The organism is Falsiroseomonas sp., from assembly GCF_051859025.1.
Classification (GTDB): domain Bacteria; phylum Pseudomonadota; class Alphaproteobacteria; order Acetobacterales; family Acetobacteraceae; genus Falsiroseomonas.
Map to the genome: position 1 here is coordinate 219,691 of NZ_JBHYGL010000039.1, position 16,054 is coordinate 235,744.

Annotated in this window: 16 protein-coding genes; 11 read left to right on the forward strand and 5 right to left on the reverse strand. The window is 70.6% G+C overall.

What is annotated here, in order from left to right; genetic code table 11:
* Positions 1 to 48: 48 nt before the first annotated feature.
* Both ACTIE5_RS26950 and ACTIE5_RS26955 read left to right on the forward strand, forming a co-directional pair.
* Complete coding sequence (locus ACTIE5_RS26950; protein WP_439552824.1) at positions 49 to 1,413, forward strand: O-antigen ligase family protein; 1,365 nt, start codon at positions 49 to 51, stop codon at positions 1,411 to 1,413.
* The gene (locus ACTIE5_RS26955; RefSeq protein WP_439552825.1) at positions 1,410 to 2,456 is read left to right on the forward strand and encodes an acyltransferase family protein; all 1,047 of its coding nucleotides are present in this window, start codon (positions 1,410 to 1,412) and stop codon (positions 2,454 to 2,456) included. Before ACTIE5_RS26950 ends, ACTIE5_RS26955 begins: the two co-directional genes overlap by 4 nt.
* Before the next feature lie 57 nt (positions 2,457 to 2,513).
* Here the strand turns inward: ACTIE5_RS26955 and galE are convergent, their stop codons facing one another.
* Both galE and ACTIE5_RS26965 read right to left on the reverse strand, forming a co-directional pair.
* A complete protein-coding gene (gene galE / locus ACTIE5_RS26960) occupies positions 2,514 to 3,515 on the reverse strand; it encodes a UDP-glucose 4-epimerase GalE (protein ID WP_439552826.1) in 1,002 nt (333 codons plus the stop codon).
* Positions 3,516 to 3,520: 5 nt separating this feature from the next.
* The gene (locus ACTIE5_RS26965) at positions 3,521 to 5,788 is read right to left on the reverse strand and encodes a polysaccharide biosynthesis tyrosine autokinase (RefSeq protein ID WP_439552827.1); all 2,268 of its coding nucleotides are present in this window, start codon (positions 5,786 to 5,788) and stop codon (positions 3,521 to 3,523) included.
* Between the two features lie 208 nt (positions 5,789 to 5,996).
* On the opposite strand from ACTIE5_RS26965, the gene ACTIE5_RS26970 reads away from it, so the two are divergent.
* From ACTIE5_RS26970 to ACTIE5_RS26990, 5 genes are all read left to right on the forward strand, one after another.
* The gene (locus tag ACTIE5_RS26970) at positions 5,997 to 6,569 is read left to right on the forward strand and encodes a polysaccharide biosynthesis/export family protein (RefSeq protein ID WP_439552828.1); all 573 of its coding nucleotides are present in this window, start codon (positions 5,997 to 5,999) and stop codon (positions 6,567 to 6,569) included.
* A 32-nt stretch (positions 6,570 to 6,601) separates the two neighbouring features.
* Positions 6,602 to 7,417, forward strand: coding sequence for a penicillin-insensitive murein endopeptidase (gene mepA, locus ACTIE5_RS26975; protein WP_439552829.1), 816 nt, complete (start codon positions 6,602 to 6,604; stop codon positions 7,415 to 7,417).
* Between the two features lie 165 nt (positions 7,418 to 7,582).
* Positions 7,583 to 8,392, forward strand: coding sequence for an ABC transporter ATP-binding protein (locus tag ACTIE5_RS26980; protein WP_439552830.1), 810 nt, complete (start codon positions 7,583 to 7,585; stop codon positions 8,390 to 8,392).
* On the forward strand, positions 8,382 to 9,251 hold the full coding sequence (locus tag ACTIE5_RS26985) for an ABC transporter permease (protein ID WP_439552831.1): 870 nt from the start codon (positions 8,382 to 8,384) through the stop codon (positions 9,249 to 9,251). The genes ACTIE5_RS26980 and ACTIE5_RS26985 overlap by 11 nt, the downstream gene beginning before the upstream one ends.
* Positions 9,252 to 9,392: 141 nt before the next feature.
* Positions 9,393 to 10,844 (forward strand): hypothetical protein, encoded by a 1,452-nt coding sequence (locus ACTIE5_RS26990; RefSeq protein WP_439552832.1) that lies wholly within the window; start codon positions 9,393 to 9,395, stop codon positions 10,842 to 10,844.
* Between the two features lie 33 nt (positions 10,845 to 10,877).
* Here ACTIE5_RS26990 and ACTIE5_RS26995 read toward each other — a convergent pair whose 3' ends face one another.
* Positions 10,878 to 11,912, reverse strand: coding sequence for a polyprenyl synthetase family protein (locus tag ACTIE5_RS26995; protein WP_439552833.1), 1,035 nt, complete (start codon positions 11,910 to 11,912; stop codon positions 10,878 to 10,880).
* Between the two features lie 82 nt (positions 11,913 to 11,994).
* Between ACTIE5_RS26995 and ACTIE5_RS27000 the strand changes: the two genes are divergently transcribed.
* Positions 11,995 to 12,213 (forward strand): putative signal transducing protein, encoded by a 219-nt coding sequence (locus ACTIE5_RS27000; protein WP_439552834.1) that lies wholly within the window; start codon positions 11,995 to 11,997, stop codon positions 12,211 to 12,213.
* Positions 12,210 to 12,926, forward strand: a complete 717-nt coding sequence (locus tag ACTIE5_RS27005) for a tRNA1(Val) (adenine(37)-N6)-methyltransferase (protein WP_439552835.1) — start codon at positions 12,210 to 12,212, stop codon at positions 12,924 to 12,926. Before ACTIE5_RS27000 ends, ACTIE5_RS27005 begins: the two co-directional genes overlap by 4 nt.
* A gap of 181 nt (positions 12,927 to 13,107) precedes the next feature.
* On the opposite strand, the gene ACTIE5_RS27010 is transcribed toward ACTIE5_RS27005, so the two are convergent.
* A complete protein-coding gene (locus ACTIE5_RS27010; protein WP_439552836.1) occupies positions 13,108 to 13,737 on the reverse strand; it encodes a NeuD/PglB/VioB family sugar acetyltransferase in 630 nt (209 codons plus the stop codon).
* 62 nt (positions 13,738 to 13,799) lie between these two features.
* Between ACTIE5_RS27010 and ACTIE5_RS27015 the strand changes: the two genes are divergently transcribed.
* Positions 13,800 to 14,510 carry an SCO family protein gene (locus ACTIE5_RS27015; protein ID WP_439552837.1) on the forward strand — a complete coding sequence of 237 codons (711 nt, stop codon included), beginning with the start codon at positions 13,800 to 13,802 and terminating at the stop codon, positions 14,508 to 14,510.
* Between the two features lie 101 nt (positions 14,511 to 14,611).
* Positions 14,612 to 14,908 carry a hypothetical protein gene (locus ACTIE5_RS27020; protein ID WP_439552838.1) on the forward strand — a complete coding sequence of 99 codons (297 nt, stop codon included), beginning with the start codon at positions 14,612 to 14,614 and terminating at the stop codon, positions 14,906 to 14,908.
* Positions 14,909 to 14,992: 84 nt separating this feature from the next.
* Here the strand turns inward: ACTIE5_RS27020 and ACTIE5_RS27025 are convergent, their stop codons facing one another.
* Positions 14,993 to 16,051: a ribonucleotide-diphosphate reductase subunit beta gene (locus ACTIE5_RS27025; RefSeq protein WP_439552839.1), complete on the reverse strand. Its 1,059-nt coding sequence runs from the start codon at positions 16,049 to 16,051 to the stop codon at positions 14,993 to 14,995.
* Positions 16,052 to 16,054 lie beyond the last annotated feature (3 nt).

The following is a 16,054-nucleotide window of genomic DNA, read 5'->3' on the forward strand; positions in this document are numbered from 1 at the left end:
TGAAAGCTGATTGGGAAACGTCCCCGTTCGCGTGCACAACGCCACGGCATGCGCACCGTTCCACCCTCGCTCCTCGCCCTTCTCCTCGCGCTCCTCGCAGCCGCCGCGCTGCTGGCGCTCGCGATCCTCGAACCGCAGATGGCGCTGGCCGTCATGCCGGCGGCGGTCGCGCTGATGGTGGCGCTGCTGTTCTATGAAGCGCCGCTGCTCGCTGTCGGCCTCCTCGTCGTCGTCTATGGGCTCGCCGTCGATGTGCAGCTGGACCTGGTGGCGACGGGCGGCGCCGCGGCGCTGGGCAGCGCGGTGGTGAAGCTGGTGCCCTTCGCCATCGCGGCGATGCTCTGCATGCGCTACGGATTCTCGTCTGCCATCAACTGGCCCTTCCTGGCCTTCACCATCGTCGCGATGATCAGCATCGTGGTGCTGCCGATGGGCCGCGTTTCCACCAATGCGGAGATGGTGCGCAGCTTCATCGGCTCCGTCGCGCCCTTCGTGCTGGCTTTCGCCGCAGCGCCGCGGCGGGTATGGTCCAGCTTCTGCAAGGGCATCGTGTTCATCCCGCTGCTGAGCGCCGCGGCCGCCTTCCTGGTTTGGCCGACCGGCCTGCAATCCCCCTTCGACGCCAATTGGCGCTTCCAGGGCATGCATTCGCCGCCCTTCCTCGCGGGATTCGCGGTCACCGGCGTCTTCGCTTCCACCCTCGAATATCTCCGCACCGGTCGCACGCGCTGGCTGCTGCTGACCGGCGCGGTGCTGGCAGTGCTGCTGGCGACGCAGGCGCGCGCGCCGCTGATCGCCGTGATGCTCTTCCTCGGCATCGTCTTCCTGCTGGCAGATCGCCGCGTGCTGCCGCTGAAGCGCAAGGTGGATCTGGTGATGGGCGGCATGCTGCCCGGCGCCATCCTGCTCGGCCCGGTCGCCATCTTCGCGGCCGATCGCTTCTTCGGCGACGATGACGTCAACCTCTCCGGCCGCGACGTCATCTGGCCCTACTTCATGGATGCGATCGACCAGCGCCCGCTCTTCGGCTACGGGCTCGGCGCCGGGAAGCTGATCGTGGATCCCGAGGATCCGCGCATCCGCCTCATCCGGTCCAACGCCGCGCACAATGAATACCTGCGCCTGTCCGTCGATGCCGGCATCATCGGCTGCGCGCTGATCTTCAGCGCCATCGTCGCCTGGGTCTGGATCGGCACGCGCCGCGCCGCGCCGGCGGATCGCCTGGTGCTGCGCGCCGCCATCGTCGGCGCCCTGCTGCATAGCGGCTTCGACAACACGCTGATCGCCAGCACCGCCGTCGCGCAATTCACCTGGTTCGCCGCGGCGCTGGCCCGCGCCAGGCTTGAACAGCGCGAAAGCATCCCGGCCGGCCTGATGCGGGAAGACCTCGCCCGCCGCCTGCGCGCGGCATGAGCCGCACGGCCGTGGCGATCCCCGCCTTCGTCGCCACCGCGCCCGCCCGCGCGCCGCGCGAAAGGCGGCTCGACCTCGATCGCGCGAAGGGCGTGGCGATCCTCATCGTCGTCTTCGGCCACATCGTCGCCGGCGCCCCGCCGCCGGGCGCGGAGTGGTGGGACCTGCTGCGGACAGCGATCTACGCCTTCCACATGCCCTTCTTCCTGTATCTGTCCGGCACCGTCTTCGGCCTGATGGGCACGCAGCGCACGCCGCTGCCGGGCATGCCCGCGCTGGCGTCCAAGCGCGCCGCGCGGCTGCTGCCGCCCTTCTTCCTCTTCGGCCTGCTGATCCTGTTCGGCAAGCTGGCGGCCGAGCAGTTCGTCCATGTGGACAACCAGCCGGACGGCCTGCTGGGCGGCCTCAGGGACCTTCTGTTCACCACGGCGCGCAGCCCCGCGACCTCCGTCTGGTATCTCTGGGTGCTGTTCGTGTGTTCCATCGCCGCGCCGCCGATCTGGCGCCGCATCGGCGCGCCGGGCCTGGTGCTGATGGGCCTGCTGCTGCTGGCGCTCGATCCGCCCTCCATCCTCTACGCGGACCGCCTGGCGCGCCACGCCGTCTTCTTCGCCATCGGAATCTGGGCGGCGGAGCGGGAGGCGCTGCTGCTGCCCCTCTTCACCCGTTACCTCGCGCTGTGGTGGCTGGCCTTCGTCGCGGCGTTGCTGCTGGCGGTGTTCGGCCCGCTGGAGGGCGATCTGGCGCTGCTGGTCTGCGGGCTGCTCTCGATCCCCGCGCTGCACGGGGCGATGCGCGTCGGCCCCATCACGCGCTGGCAATGGCCGCTCGCGCTGGGGGCGGCCAGCATGGTCATCTACCTCTTCAACACCATCGCCATCGGCGTCGCCAAGGCCGCGCTGATCCTGGCCGGCATCGGCTGGACGGCATCGGGTTTCTGGATCCACATCCCCGTGCTGACGGCGGCCGGCGTGCTGCTGCCCATCCTCGGCAAGCGCCTGGTGCTGCGCCACATCCCGGTGCTGGACCGGATGACGAGCTGACATGAAAAAGGCCGGGGGATCGCCCCCCGGCCCCAACAGCCCGACGGGCGGCGATGGTCACGCCGCCCGCTGCGCCCCTGCATATCCCTTGGGGTGCTTCACCCGCCAATCCCAGGCGGTCTTCACGATCTCATCCAGCCCCGGGAAGCGCGGGCTCCAGCCCGTCTCCGCCCGCAGCCTGGCGGAACTGGCCACCAGCGTCGCCGGGTCGCCTTCCCGCCGCGGGCCCAGGTTGTGCGGCACCGGGCGCCCACCCACGCGCTCCACTGCCTCGATGACCTGCTTCACCGAATAGCCGGTCCCGTTGCCGAGGTTGTAGCGAACCGACCGTTCATCCAGCACCGGCAGCACCCGCAGATGCGCATCCGCGAGGTCCGCGACATGGACGTAGTCACGCACCCCCGTGCCATCCGGCGTGTCGTAGTCGGTGCCGAAGACCATCAGTGGCGGCCGCATGCCGAGTGCCGCATCGATCGCCAGCGGGATCAGGTGGCTTTCCGGCTCGTGATCCTCCCCGGCCCGCCCCGCCGGGTCCGCCCCCGCCGCGTTGAAATAGCGCAGGCAGGCGAAGCGCAGGCCGTGGATCTTCTCCGCCCATTCCAGCGCCCGCTCGCACATCAGCTTGCTCTCCCCATAGGGGGAGACTGGCCCGAGGCGCTGATCCTCATCGATCGGGATGCGCTCCGGGAAGCCGAACAGCGCGGCGGTGGAGGACAGGACCAGCTTCCGGCAGCCATGGCGCACGGCGGCATCCGCCACGGCGGCAAGGGCGGACAGGTTTTCCGCCATGTAGCGCAGCGGCATCTTCATGCTGTCGCCCACCAGCGACAGCGCGGCGAAATGCAGCACCGCGTCGAAGCGGCCGCCGCCGAAGGCCTCCGCCAGCGCCTTCGGATCCTCGCAGCGCCCATCGACCAGCAGTGCGGAGGTCGGCACCGCCTCCCGGTGCCCCTTGGAGAAATCGTCCAGCACGACGACCTCCTCCCCCCGGTCCAGCAGGGCCAGCACCGTGTGGCTGCCCACATACCCGGCCCCGCCGGTGACGAGATAGCGACCCAAAGACCCTACTCCCTGAAGTAGCCGCTGTAGCGGGGATGATAGACCTCGCTGTCGGCGTAGCCGGACCGGCGATGGGATTTCGCATCCACCTGCGTCAGCGCCGCGCCCACGATCCGGGCCTTGGCGTCTTCCAGCAAAGCAAGCGAGTTCCGCACCACGGATCGCGGCGTGTCCCGCCATTTGACGCAAAGCAATGTGGCATCCGCAAGACGGGCAACCACCCGCGCATCCGCCATGGCCAGCGCCGGCGGCGCGTCCAGGATCACCAGGTCATAGTCCCGCCGCACCCGTTCCAGCAGGGATGCCATCGCCTCCGACATGAACAGCCCCAGCGAATGGATCTCCGCCGCACCCGCGGTGATGTAGTCGAGCCCCGTGAGGTGATCGCGCCGCACGATATCCTCGTAGCGCGCCTGACCCAGCAGCAGCTCCGTCACGCCGGCCGCATTCTCCGCCCGGAAGGCGCGGCCGATGGAGGGCTGGCGGATGTCGCAATCCACCAGCAGCACCTTCTCCCCGTTCATCGCCGCCGACCGCGCCAGGGCGATGGAGGTCGTGGTCTTGCCCTCCCCCGGCCGCGCCGCCGTGATCACGACCACCTTGGGCGGGTCGGACCCCAGCCACAGCGCGGCGCGCAGGTTGCGCATGGATTCCGAGAAGGGGCTGAGCGGCTTGCGCGCCACATAATCCTCGACCCGGTTCCGCCCGAGGATGCCGCGCCGCAGCATCGGCACCAGCGCCACGCAGGGCAGGCCGAGCGCCGACCGCACATCGTCACCCGTGCGGATCGTGCTGTCCGCCTGCTCCAGGAACCACACCAGCAGCAGCCCGAACAGCGCACCCAGCGCCGCCGCCGCCGCCACGAACAGCGTGGGCTTGGGGAAGGACGGCATGCCCGGCACCGTGGCCGGGGACAGGATGCGCGCATCCGGCTTCTCGATCGCCGTCTGGCTGACGGTGGACTGGCTGCGTTCCAGCACGGCGCGCAGCAGGCTCCGCGCCGCTTCCGTCTCCCGCTCCAGCGCGTTCAGGCGGATCTCGGCGCCCTGGGTGCGGGCCATCCGCTCCTCCTGCTGCGCCAGGCTGCCTTCCAGGCTGGTGACGCGGGCGCGCGCGGCGCGCACCTCCGCATCCAGCGCCTGCACCACGCGCCCGGTCTCGCCCCCCACCGCGCGTTCCGCGGCGGCCAGGCGGGATGCGGCGGCGCGCACATCCGGGTGCCCGCTGCCCAGCGTCGCCGCCAGCCGGTCCAGCTCCCGCCGCGCCTCGTCCCGCGCCTGGCGCTGCGCGACGAGGTTGGCGGAGCCGAGGGAGGCCATGTCCGCGCCACCGCCGCCGCCCCGCGCCGCGTTGAAGCGCGCCTCGGCCGTCGCCAGCTGGTTGCGCGCCTCCACCAAATCCTGCGTGATGCGGCTGATCTGTTCGGTGCCGAGCCCCGCATTCACGCCGCGCGTCAGGCCCGATGTGCTGCGCAGTTCCGCGATCTGGCTTTCGTTGCGCTGCACTTCCGCGCGCAGCTGCGCGATGCGGCCATCCAGCCAGTCATTGGCGCGCCGCACGGCGGTGAACTTCGCTTCCAGCTGGTCGGCGATATACAGCTCCGCCGCCAGATTGGCCGCCGCGGCCGCCAGCTGCGGGTCTTCCGAGGTGAAGCGGATCTGCAGCACGCGGCTGTTGCGCACCACCTGCACCTCCAGCCGCCCCTGCACGAATTCAGCCGCCTGGATCTCCGCGATCTCGCCCGTCGGCACGCCCGCGATCGGCCGGGGCGCGATCACCTCCGCCAGGTCCGGCAGCGCCGGCTCCACCCAGCCCGCGAGTGCGGTCCGCACGCGGAAGGGGATCGTCCCCGCCCTTTCACGATCCTGCAGCCACCAGGCGAATTCGCGCCGCTCCGTCAGGTTGAAGCGCGCCACGATCCGCCGCGCGACGGACAACGACCGCACGATCTCCACCTGGCTCGCCAGCACGGCGTCGGTGGTGCTCTCGTCCCGCAGGATGCTCTGCAATTCGCGCGCGGCGTATTCCGTCGGCTCGAACATCGCGGTCGCGCCGGCGGTGTAGCGCGGCGTGATGTTCTTGGCCGCCACGAGTGCCAGCAGCGGGAAGATCAGGATGCAGGCCAGCAGCACCAGCCGCCGGCGCTGCAGCGCGCCCAGCAGCGCCGTGACGTTCAGCCCCTCCGGCTCGATCGGCGCGGCCGGCGGTGCGGCGCGCGGCGGGGCGCGGCGATCCGCAGGCATGCGTTGGTCGGCGACCGGTCTGTCGAGCATCGGCGTGGAACTCCCCCGGCGGCGCCCGAGTTGCCTGCCACTCGCAGGTCGCGCCGCGCTGCACCAACCGGTGCGACCCGCATCGGTTCCGCGCTTCCGCAAACAAGACCGTGATGACCCGCCTGCGGAAGGAAACGCGAAGCCTTCCCGCGCGTCCCTCCGCCGGACTGCAACCACACCGGACTGCAACCACAGGGGACCGCCCGCCATGATGTCACGCCGCCTCACCCTCATGCTGCCGCTGCTGCCCGCCCTCGGCCTCGCCGCCTGCGCCAATCCGGGGCTGGACCTGCCGCCGCTGCCGGATGCCAGCCGCTCCTCCTACCGCCTGGGCCCGGAGGACCAGCTGCGCGTGACCGTGTTCAACGACCCGCGCCTGACGGGCGAGTTCCGCGTCACCGATGCCGGCACCATCGCCCTGCCGCTGATCGGTTCCATCCAGGCCGCCGGCCGCACGACGGCGGAGGTGGAGCGCGCGGTGGAGCAATCCATGCGGGAGAAGAACCTGTTCCGCGACCCCTCCGCCGCGGTGGAGGTGATGACCTATCGCCCCGTCTTCGTCCTCGGCCAGGTTGAGCGCGGCGGCCAGTTTCCCTATCAACCGGGGATGACAGCCCTCACCGCCGTCGCCGTCGCGGGCGGCTTCAACTACCGCGCGCTCCGCGACTACGTCTCCGTCACCCGGGTGACGGAGGAAGGCCGCGCGCAGGAATTCCGCGCCAGCCGCCAGGCCCTGCTGCAGCCCGGCGACGTGGTGACGGTGTTCGAGAGGCGATTCTGAGAACCGCCCTTCGCATCCTGGCCCTGGCGGCGGTGCTGGCCGCCGGTGGGGCCGAGGCCGCGGAGGGCCCCATTGCCCGCGCCGCCGAATGGGCGGCGCTGTCCCGCCCCACGCCCGGCCCGGCGCGGTCCATCGGCACCACCAACCTCGGCTGCATGGCGGGCGCCGTGGCCCTGCCGCCGGAGGGCCCGGGCTGGCAGGCCATCCGCACCAGCCGCAACCGCCATTGGGGCCATCCCGCCACCATCGCGCTCGTCGTCCATGTCGCCGGCCAGGCGCGCCAGGCGGGGCTGCCGGATCTCTGGATCGGGGATCTCTCGCAGCCCCGCGGCGGCCCCCTTCCCTGGGGCCATGCCAGCCACCAGACCGGGCTCGACGCCGATATCTGGCTCGACCTCCGCCCCAAGCCGCGCGTGCCGGCTTCGCAGCGGGAGGAGCTTTCGATCCCCTCCCTCGTCGTGCCCGACGAATCGGCCGTGGACCCCGCCCGCTGGACGCCCCGCCACGCCACCCTGATCCGCATCGCGGCGGAGGCCCCGGGCCTCGACCGGCTGCTGGTCAATCCCGCCATCAAGCGCCGCCTCTGCGCCGATCACCGCGGGGAGGCCTGGCTGCGCCGGGTGCGCCCCTGGCGGGGGCATGACAGCCACATGCACCTGCGCCTGCGCTGCCCCGCCGACAGCCCGGAATGCCGGGACATCGCGCCCCCGCCGCCCGGCGATGGCTGCGATGCTTCGCTCGACTGGTGGTTCACCCCCGAATCCCGTCAGCGCCCCGCACCGCCCGCCCGGCCGGCGCCGCCACCCCGCCTGCCGCTGGCCTGCGCCCCACTGCTCACCGCGCCGTGATTGCCCGCTAAATAGGCGGATTGCCCTCAACGCAGCATTAAGCCGCGGTAACGCTGCGCCGCAGCAGGCATCACCCGCTCACGATGGCTTGCGCGTGCCACCCCCCCTGTCGCACACACGACGCAGCACGCGCCCGATCCAGAGGGCGCCCGGCCGGGGGATTCTATGGAGCGACCGTTCGTCGAGATCAGTGGCGTCGCCATGCGCTACGGCGGCGTGGAGGGGACGCTGGCGTTGCAGAACGCCACGCTCGAGGTTGCGAAGGGCGAGTTCATCGCGGTCGTCGGCCCCTCGGGCTGCGGCAAGTCCACGCTGATGCGCCTGGTCACCGGCCTCTGGCCCGCCACCGCCGGCAATGTCGTCGTGGCGGGGCAGGAGGTGGACGGCCCCCTCAGCATCGCCGGCATGGCCTTCCAGAACCCGACCCTGCTGCCCTGGCGCAACATCATCGACAACGTGATGCTGCCGCTGGAGGTGGTGGAACCCCATCGCCGCCTGCTCCGCAGCCAGCGCGCGATGTATGAGGCGAAGGCCCAGGACCTGCTGAAGCTCGTCGGCCTCGGCGGCTTCGACAAGAAGTTCCCGCACCAGCTTTCCGGCGGCATGCAGCAGCGCGCGAGCCTCTGCCGCGCGCTGATCCACGAACCCGCGCTTCTGATGCTGGACGAGCCCTTCGCCGCCCTCGACATCTTCACGCGGGAGGATCTGTGGTCCGTCCTCCAGGATGTCTGGATGGCCCGCCGCCCGACCGTGATCCTGGTGACGCACGATCTGCGCGAAGCCGCCTTCCTGGCCGACCGCGTCCTGGTCATGTCGTCCCGCCCCGGCCGCATCATCGCCGAACGCAAGGTGGACCTGGCCCGCCCGCGCAACCTCGAGACCACCTACCAGCCGGAATTCGTCTCCCTGGTGCATGACCTGCGGGAACACATCAGCGCCGCCCGCAAGGGCGAGGAGGTCGTCAGTGGCCACTAACAGCAAGATCGCCGACGGCTCCATGTCGCCGGAGGCGCTGAAGCGCCTCGAAGCCCTGACGCTCGCCGCGCGCCGCCGCCGGCGCCTGCAGGCCTGGCTGCCCTGGCTGGTCATCATCGGCATGTTCGTCATCTGGGAAATCGGCGTGAAGGCGTTCCAGGTGCAGCAATTCGTGCTGCCCGCGCCGACCGACATCGCCGCCAGCATGATCAAGTGGTGGAAGCCGCTGCTGGACAATTCCTGGCAGACGCTGATGACGACGCTGATCGGCTTCGGCCTCGCCGTGGTCTTCGGCCTGCTGCTCGGCATCGCCATCGGCAGTTCGTCGCTGCTCTATCACGGCCTCTACCCGCTGCTGATCGGCTTCAACTCAGTCCCCAAGGTGGCGGTGGTGCCCATCCTGGTGATCTGGTTCGGCATTGGCACCGTGCCGGCCGTGATCACCGCCTTCATGATCAGCTTCTTCCCCATCGTCGTGAACGTCGCGACCGGCATCGCCACGGTGGAGCCGGAATTGCGGGACGTGCTGCGGGCGCTGGGCGCAAAGCCATCCGACATCATCCGCAAGGTCGGCCTGCCCCGCGCGATGCCCTACTTCTTCGCCTCCCTGAAGATCGCCATCACGGTGGCCTTCGTGGGCTCGATCATCGCGGAAACCGTCGCCGCCAACAAAGGCATCGGCCACCTGATGATCCTGGCCTCCTCCCGCTTCGACGTGCCGCTGGTCTTCGCCGGCCTGATGGTGACGGCCATCATGGGTGTGGCGATGTATGTCGCCGCGGTGGCGATCGAGAACCGCACCACGGGCTGGGCCATGCGCGGCCAGACGGACCAGCAGACGGCCCTCGCCGGCGTCTGAACTTGCTTGCCGACCAACGGCGCCATCCCCGAGACGGGGTGGCGCCGTTGGCATGTCCACCCTTCCGCCGGCGCACCAACCCGGTGCAAGCTTTCCCCTGCGGGCGCGGAATCGCGCCCAGCCAACGGGGACATTCCATCGATGCGCCGCCTCGCCGCCGCCTCGCTCCTGCTCCTGCTCGCCGTGCCGGCGCTCGCCCAGCCCCGCGCCGCCACGTGCACCGCGCCCGCCGGCCCGCTGCAGGCCACCATCTGCGGCGATGCCGCGCTTCGTGCGGCCGATGCGCGCCTTCGCAGCATCGAACGCAGCGCCGCCGCCAGCACCGCCCGCCCCGCCACCTTCGCGACCCGCGCCGAGGCCTGGCAGCGCCGCCTCGAAGCCGGCGACACCGCCAGTACGCCCCGCCCCTTCACCCGCGACGAATTGCTGGACGAATACCGCGAACGCATCGCCCAATTCGATGACCTGGTCCGCCAGGACCGCTCCATTCGCCGCCTGGAGATCCAACGATGCCCGGAGGGGCGTCGGGACTGCCCGCCCAACCCCGTCTTCGCCCGGCCGGCCGCGCTGGAACGCACCTGCCTCGGAAGCGCGCTGCGCAACTGCCGCGTCGGCGCCGCGGGGATCGTCGCCAGCGAGGATCGCAACACCCGCATCCTCTGGCAGATCCAGCACGGCTTCACCGACAGCGACGGCCTGCGCGCCGGCATCGTGCTGATGGCGGAGGTCCGCGGCGGCTGGCGCCTGGTCGGCTGGTCGTTCGAGGGCGTGACCTTCGCGCCCCCCCGCCTGGTGGAAAGCGATGCCGGCCTGCTGCTGCATGTCGAAGGCCGCACCGGCGGCTCCGGCAACGGCAATGCCGACCTCTTCTACCGCCAGGCCGCGCAGGGCTGGTCCGAAATCGAAGCCGAAAGCTGGCGCACCAGCCTCCCCGCCCGCCTGCCCGCCGGCCTCGGCGCCTGGCAGGGCGTGGATTTCGATGCCGAATCCCTCTCGGCCCGCACCCGCCTGTGGCGAGAGGAGGACGGCAATTGCTGCCCGACCGGCGGCGGCGCGCGGCTCGATTTCCGGATCGAGGGGCGCTCCCTCGTCCTCGCCGCGATCGCGCTCGATGCGATGGCCCGCGCCTCGCAGCCGCGCGCGGAGACCTGCCCCGCCGAACGCGCCACCTACCGCTTCACGGGCGAAGGGGAATTCACCGCCGAATTGCGCCGGGAAGGCCCACCCGCCAGCGCCGAATCGGACCTGCTGCTGCGGCTGCGCTCCGCTGCCTCATCCCACGACTACTGGTTCCGCTTCACCCAGTCCCAGGGCTACGGCACGCAATACATCCTGCCCGTCGCCACGCCGACACCGGAAGGCACGCGCGACCTGGAGACGGAGGAGGATGCGCTGCCGCTGATGACCTTCCACGGCCTGCGGGCGGACCTGTCCATCCAGGAAACCCCGCCCCGCAGCGGCACCCCGGCGCCGCGCCACCTGTTTCTGCCCGGCATCGGCCAGGCGCTCTGGTACGGCCAGGTCCCCGGCACGCCGACCCAATCCCGCGAATCACTCCGCCCCGGATTCTGGACCCTCGCCACCTGCCGATAGGGGAGTGGCGCGCGACCGCGCCCGAGCGGAGCGCTATCGCGCCCGAGAAATGCAGAACTCGACGATGCCGGCCAGCGCGCGCCGTTCCGCCCCATCCGGGAACACCGCCAGCGCTTCCAGCGCCGCATTGCCGTAGTCCCGCGCCCGCGCCACCGTGTCGGCGAAGGCGGCATGGCGCTCCATCAGCATGATGGCGAAGCCCAGATCGTCATCCGCCTGCTCGCGCTCCTCCAGCGTCCGCCGCCAGAAGGCACGCTCCTGCTCATTCCCGCGCTGGAAGGCCAGCAGGACCGGCAGCGTGATCTTGCCCTCGCGGAAATCGTCGCCGACCGTCTTGCCCAGCGCCGCCTGGTTCGCGCTGTAGTCGAGCGCATCATCGATCAGCTGGAACGCGACACCGAGGTTGTGCCCATAGGCGCGCAGCCCCTGCTGCTGCGCGGCCGTGCAGGCGGCGACGATCGCCCCCACCTCCGTCGCCGCGGCGAACAGCGCCGCCGTCTTGCCCTCGATCACCGCGAGGTACTGTTCCTCCGTCGTCGCGGTGTCGTTCTGGGTGATGAGCTGCAGCACCTCACCCTCCGCGATCGTCGCCGAGGCCTCGGAGAGGATGCGCAGCACCTCCAGCGACCCATCCTCCACCATCACCTGGAAGGCGCGGGCAAAGAGGAAATCGCCGACCAGCACGCTGGGCTTGTTGCCGAACAGCGCATTGGCACTCGCCTGGCCGCGGCGCAGCGCGCTTTCATCCACCACATCGTCATGCAGCAGCGTCGCGGTGTGGATGAACTCCACGCAGGCCGCCAGCGCCACATGCCGCTGCCCGTCCCGGTATCCCGCCAGCTTCGCCGCCGCCAAGGTCAGCAGGGGCCGCAGCCGCTTGCCGCCGGCGGCCACGATATGCGCGGCCAGTTGCGGGATCAGCGCGACCGGGCTCTGCATTCGCTCCACGATCAGCCGGTTGCAGGCCTCCAGATCGTCACTCACCAGCGAAGTCAGCGCCGCGAGCGCATCCTCTCCGCGGACGATGTCCGAAGCTGCATTCTTGCTGGGCGCGACGGACAAATCCACGCGATCTTGACCTCGATGGGGTGCCGCGCAACTTAGCCACGCCCCCCCACCCGGGCAAGGAGGCAGCCCGGAGGGCGGTTCGATGCGTGTCCTGCTTGCCACCACCGATCCCGTCCGCCTCTCCTTCCTCATCGCCCTGCTGCGCGACGGCGGCTGCGATCCCGTGGTGCTGGATGGCCATATCGGCGCGCTCGAGGGCGGCATCGGCGCCTTCCCGCGCCGCCTCGCCGTGCCGGCGGACCAGGAACCCCAGGCCCGCCGCATCCTCCGCGAAGCGCAGGAGACAGAGGGCTGGCGATGACGACGGAGGACACGCTCCTCGGCGGCCTCGTCCGGCTGCGCCAGCCCGATCGCGGCCTCCGCGCCGGGCATGACGCCGTGCTGCTCGCCGCCAGCATCCCCGCGAAACCCGGCCAGGCGGTGCTGGAAGCGGGCTGCGGCACCGGGGCCGTCTTCCTCTGCCTCATGGCCCGCATCCCGGGCCTGCGCGTCACCGCCATCGAACGGGACCCGGCACTGGCCGCCCTGGCGCGGGAGAACGCAGCCCTGAACGGCTGGGCGGACCAGGTGACGGTGCTGGAAGCCGACATCACCGACCCCGCGCTCCGCCCCACCTTGCCCCCGGTGGCCCACGCCTTCGCCAACCCCCCCTACTGGCCCGCCGGCACCCCGCCCCCCGAATCGATCCGCGCCCAGGCAACCCACGCGGAGGCCACGCCCCTCGCCGCCTGGACGACCCTCCTTGCCCACCGCCTTGCACGCCTGGGCAGCCTCACCCTCATCCTGCCCGCCGGCCGCCTGGCCGACGGCATGGCCGCCCTCACCACCGCCCATTGCGGCAGCCACACCCTCCTCCCCCTCTGGCCCCGCGCCGGCCAACCCGCGAAGCGCATCCTCCTCGCCGCCCGCCACCACGGCCGCAGCCCGGCCCGCGTGCTGCCGGGGATCGCGCTGCATGACGGGGACGGGACGGCGGAGGCGGTGCTGAGGGAGGGGGCGGGGCTGGGGATGTAGCGGCAGGTGGCCCGGGGAAGAGGCTCCGCCCCTTCCCCGTACCCCAACCAAGCAAAGGGGCAGCGGCCCCTTTGATCCCCCTCACCCATCGATGCAAAGCCTGGGGTCCAGGGGCCCGCTGGCCCCTGGCGGGGTGAGGTCTGGAGAGGGGCCGGAGGCCCTTCTCCAGGGGCAACCCGCGCTACACCGCCCGCGCCGGCACCCCCCCCACGCGCGCCCCCGCCGCCACATCCGTCGTCACCGCCGCCCCGGCCGCCACCACAGCGTCCGGCCCGATCTGGCGGCCCGCGATGGTGGTGCTGCCCGCGCCCATCAGGCAGCGCGCGCCGACGCGCACCAGGCCGCACAGGATGGCGCCCGGGGCGATGTGGGCGCCTTCGTCCAGGGTGCATTCGTGTTCGACGATGGCACCAGTGTTGATGAGGCAGAGCCGCCCGATCCGCGCTTCGGGCCCCACCACCGCGCGGGCGAGGACCTGCGCCCCCTCCCCGAGGCTGGCATGGGGGGAGACGAGGGCCGCGGGGTGCACAAGCGTCGGCAGGCTGAAGCCCAGGCCGCGCGCCAGGTCGCCCAGGCGCAGGCGCGTAGCGTTGTCCCCGATGGCGATGACGGCGCCGCCGATTCCCTGCCCCCGCAGCGACGGCAGCAGGTCCAGCCCGCCAAGCACGGCCTGGCCCAGCACGGGCGGGCGGCTGGCGTCGTTGTCCACCAATCCGGCGATCCGGTGGCCCAGCAGGAGCAGCGCCTCCACCACGGGCCGCGCATGGCCGCCGGCGCCGATGACGATGATCTGGTGTTCCCCTGCCCGCACGCCTGCCGCCTCCTGCCGCCGCGGGGCAGCCTAGCCGATCCGGCGCGGCCCGTCCGGTGGACGTGGCGGCGGCGGACGCCTATCTGAGCGCCATGCTCGCCGCCATCCGAATCGCCGCGCTCATCCTGCTCCTCATGCTGGGGGGGCTTTGGGCCTCGGCCTGGCTCGGCAAGGGGGATGACGACACCGTCGCCGATGCCTTCCTCCGCCGCATCGCCTCCATCTTCGGGCAGGACATGCCGGCGCCGGCCGCGGGGGGCGTGCAATTGCCGCAGGGCCTGGCGCTGGGCGGGCCCTTCAGCCTGGTGAACCACGAAGGCCGCGCGGTCACGCAGGCGGATTTCGCCGGCGGCTTCATGCTGGTCTATTTCGGCTTCACCTATTGCCCCGATGTCTGCCCGACGGAACTCGGCATCATCGCCACCGCCATGGACCTGCTGGGAGAGCAGGAGCGGCGCGTGACGCCCGTGCTCATCTCCATCGACCCGGAGCGCGACACGCCCGAGGCGCTGGCCGACTACGTCTCCCGCTTCCATCCCCGCATGGTCGGGCTGACCGGCACGGCGGAGCAGGTCGCCGCCGCCGCCCGGGCGTATCGTGTATTCTACGCAAAGGTGAACAGGCCGGAGATGAGCCAGTACCTGATGGACCACTCCTCCTTCATCTACCTGGTCGGCCCGGATGGCCGCGTCCGCACGCTGTTCCGGCCGGAAACCGCGCCCGAGGCGATCGCCCAATCCGTCCGCGCCCATATGCGCACCGCCGGGGGCTGACCGAACCCTTCTGAAGCGGAGGGTTCCGGCGCGCCTCAACCCAAGCTATTGTGTGCAGCCGCACCGGAGACCCCGGTGCCGTACTGGGAGCTGCATGCTGCATGTCTGACGAGGAACGGGATCCGTCCGGCCGCGATGCGGGCCGCGCGCCCTCTGGCTCCCCCTCCGGGCCGCCACGTCACACGCGCCGGCTGTCCGACAAGATCCTCATCGCCTTCCATCATGCCTGCGACCAGGGCGACTTCGAGGTGGCGGAAGAACTGCTGCGCATCCTGGAGATGATGCTGACGCGCCGCCCTGTCTCGCCGGACGTCAACCGCCGCAAGAACATGGAAAGCCTGGTCGCGGCGCATGAACGGCTGTGGCTGCTGCGCCACCCCGACGCGACCGAGAACTGAAGACGACAACGCCCGCGGCGCTGACGCCGCGGGCGATGGGTAACTGGAACCGGCGCCCCGCATCGCGGGGCGCCGTTTTCGTTATCAGGCCCGCCCGGTCAGCTCGATCTCGCCTTCCGGCTGCGCGCTGGTGAAGGTGGAGCCTCCGAAGGCTTCCTCCCACGACCCTTCGGTGCTGGCGCGCGAATACTCGGTCGCGCGGTTCTCGAAGAAGTTCGTGTGCTCGATCGCGTTCAGCATCTCATCGAGCCAGGGCAGCGGGTTCTTCTCGACGTTGTAGAGCGGGTTGAGGCCGAGCTGCTGCAGGCGCCGATCCGCGATGAAGCGGATGTAGGTCTTGGTCGCCGCGGCATCGAGGCCCTGCACGCCGCCGAGTTCGAAGGCGAGATCGATGAAGGCGTCCTCATGGTCCACGATGGTGGAGCAGATGAGGTAGAGGTCGCGCTTCAGCTCCTCCGTCCAGATCTCCGGGTTCTCCTGGATGAACGTCCGGAACAGCCGGATCACGGACAGGCAGTGCAGCGTCTCGTCGCGGACGCTCCACGACACGATCTGCCCCATGCCCTTCATCTTGTTGAACCGGGGGAAGTTCATGAGGATGGCGAAAGAGGCGAAGAGCTGCAGCCCCTCCGTGAAGGCACCGAAGGCGGCCAGCGTCTTCGCGATCTCGGTCTTGTTCTCGACCGAGAAGGAATGCATGTAGTCGTACTTGTCCTTCATCTCCTTGTACTTGAGGAAGGCCGTGTACTCGATCTCCGGCATCCCGATGGTGTCGAGGAGGTGGGAGTAGGCGGCGATGTGGATCGTCTCGGTGTTCGAGAACGACGACATCATCATCAGCACTTCGGTCGGTTTGAAGACCTGGCTGTACTGCTTCATGTAGCAGTTGTTCACCTCGACATCCGCCTGGGTGAAGAAGCGGAAGATCTGGGTCAGCAGGTTGCGCTCGGACGGCGTCAGGTTCTTCTGCCAATCCTTCACGTCATCGGCCAGCGGCACTTCCTCCGGCAGCCAATGGATGCGCTGCTGCTGCAGCCATGCCTCATAGGCCCAGGGGTAGCGGAACGGCTTGTAGACCGGGTTCGCCGTCAGCAGGTCGAAGCGGATCGGCAGTTCGTCGCGCGGGATGGAATCGTCGGGCATGAT

What these genes read in the sequence shown, in the direction of transcription:
- ACTIE5_RS26965 (WP_439552827.1), bottom strand. Translation starts at nt 5,788, where the DNA reads ATGCTCGACAGACCGGTCGCCGACCAACGCATGCCTGCGGATCGCCGC.
- ACTIE5_RS26990 (WP_439552832.1), top strand. Translation starts at nt 9,393, where the DNA reads ATGCGCCGCCTCGCCGCCGCCTCGCTCCTGCTCCTGCTCGCCGTGCCG.
- ACTIE5_RS27025 (WP_439552839.1), bottom strand. Translation starts at nt 16,051, where the DNA reads ATGCCCGACGATTCCATCCCGCGCGACGAACTGCCGATCCGCTTCGAC.
- ACTIE5_RS26970 (WP_439552828.1), top strand. Translation starts at nt 5,997, where the DNA reads ATGATGTCACGCCGCCTCACCCTCATGCTGCCGCTGCTGCCCGCCCTC.
- ACTIE5_RS26950 (WP_439552824.1), top strand. Translation starts at nt 49, where the DNA reads ATGCGCACCGTTCCACCCTCGCTCCTCGCCCTTCTCCTCGCGCTCCTC.
- ACTIE5_RS27020 (WP_439552838.1), top strand. Translation starts at nt 14,612, where the DNA reads ATGTCTGACGAGGAACGGGATCCGTCCGGCCGCGATGCGGGCCGCGCG.
- ACTIE5_RS26980 (WP_439552830.1), top strand. Translation starts at nt 7,583, where the DNA reads ATGGAGCGACCGTTCGTCGAGATCAGTGGCGTCGCCATGCGCTACGGC.
- ACTIE5_RS27005 (WP_439552835.1), top strand. Translation starts at nt 12,210, where the DNA reads ATGACGACGGAGGACACGCTCCTCGGCGGCCTCGTCCGGCTGCGCCAG.
- ACTIE5_RS27000 (WP_439552834.1), top strand. Translation starts at nt 11,995, where the DNA reads ATGCGTGTCCTGCTTGCCACCACCGATCCCGTCCGCCTCTCCTTCCTC.
- ACTIE5_RS26955 (WP_439552825.1), top strand. Translation starts at nt 1,410, where the DNA reads ATGAGCCGCACGGCCGTGGCGATCCCCGCCTTCGTCGCCACCGCGCCC.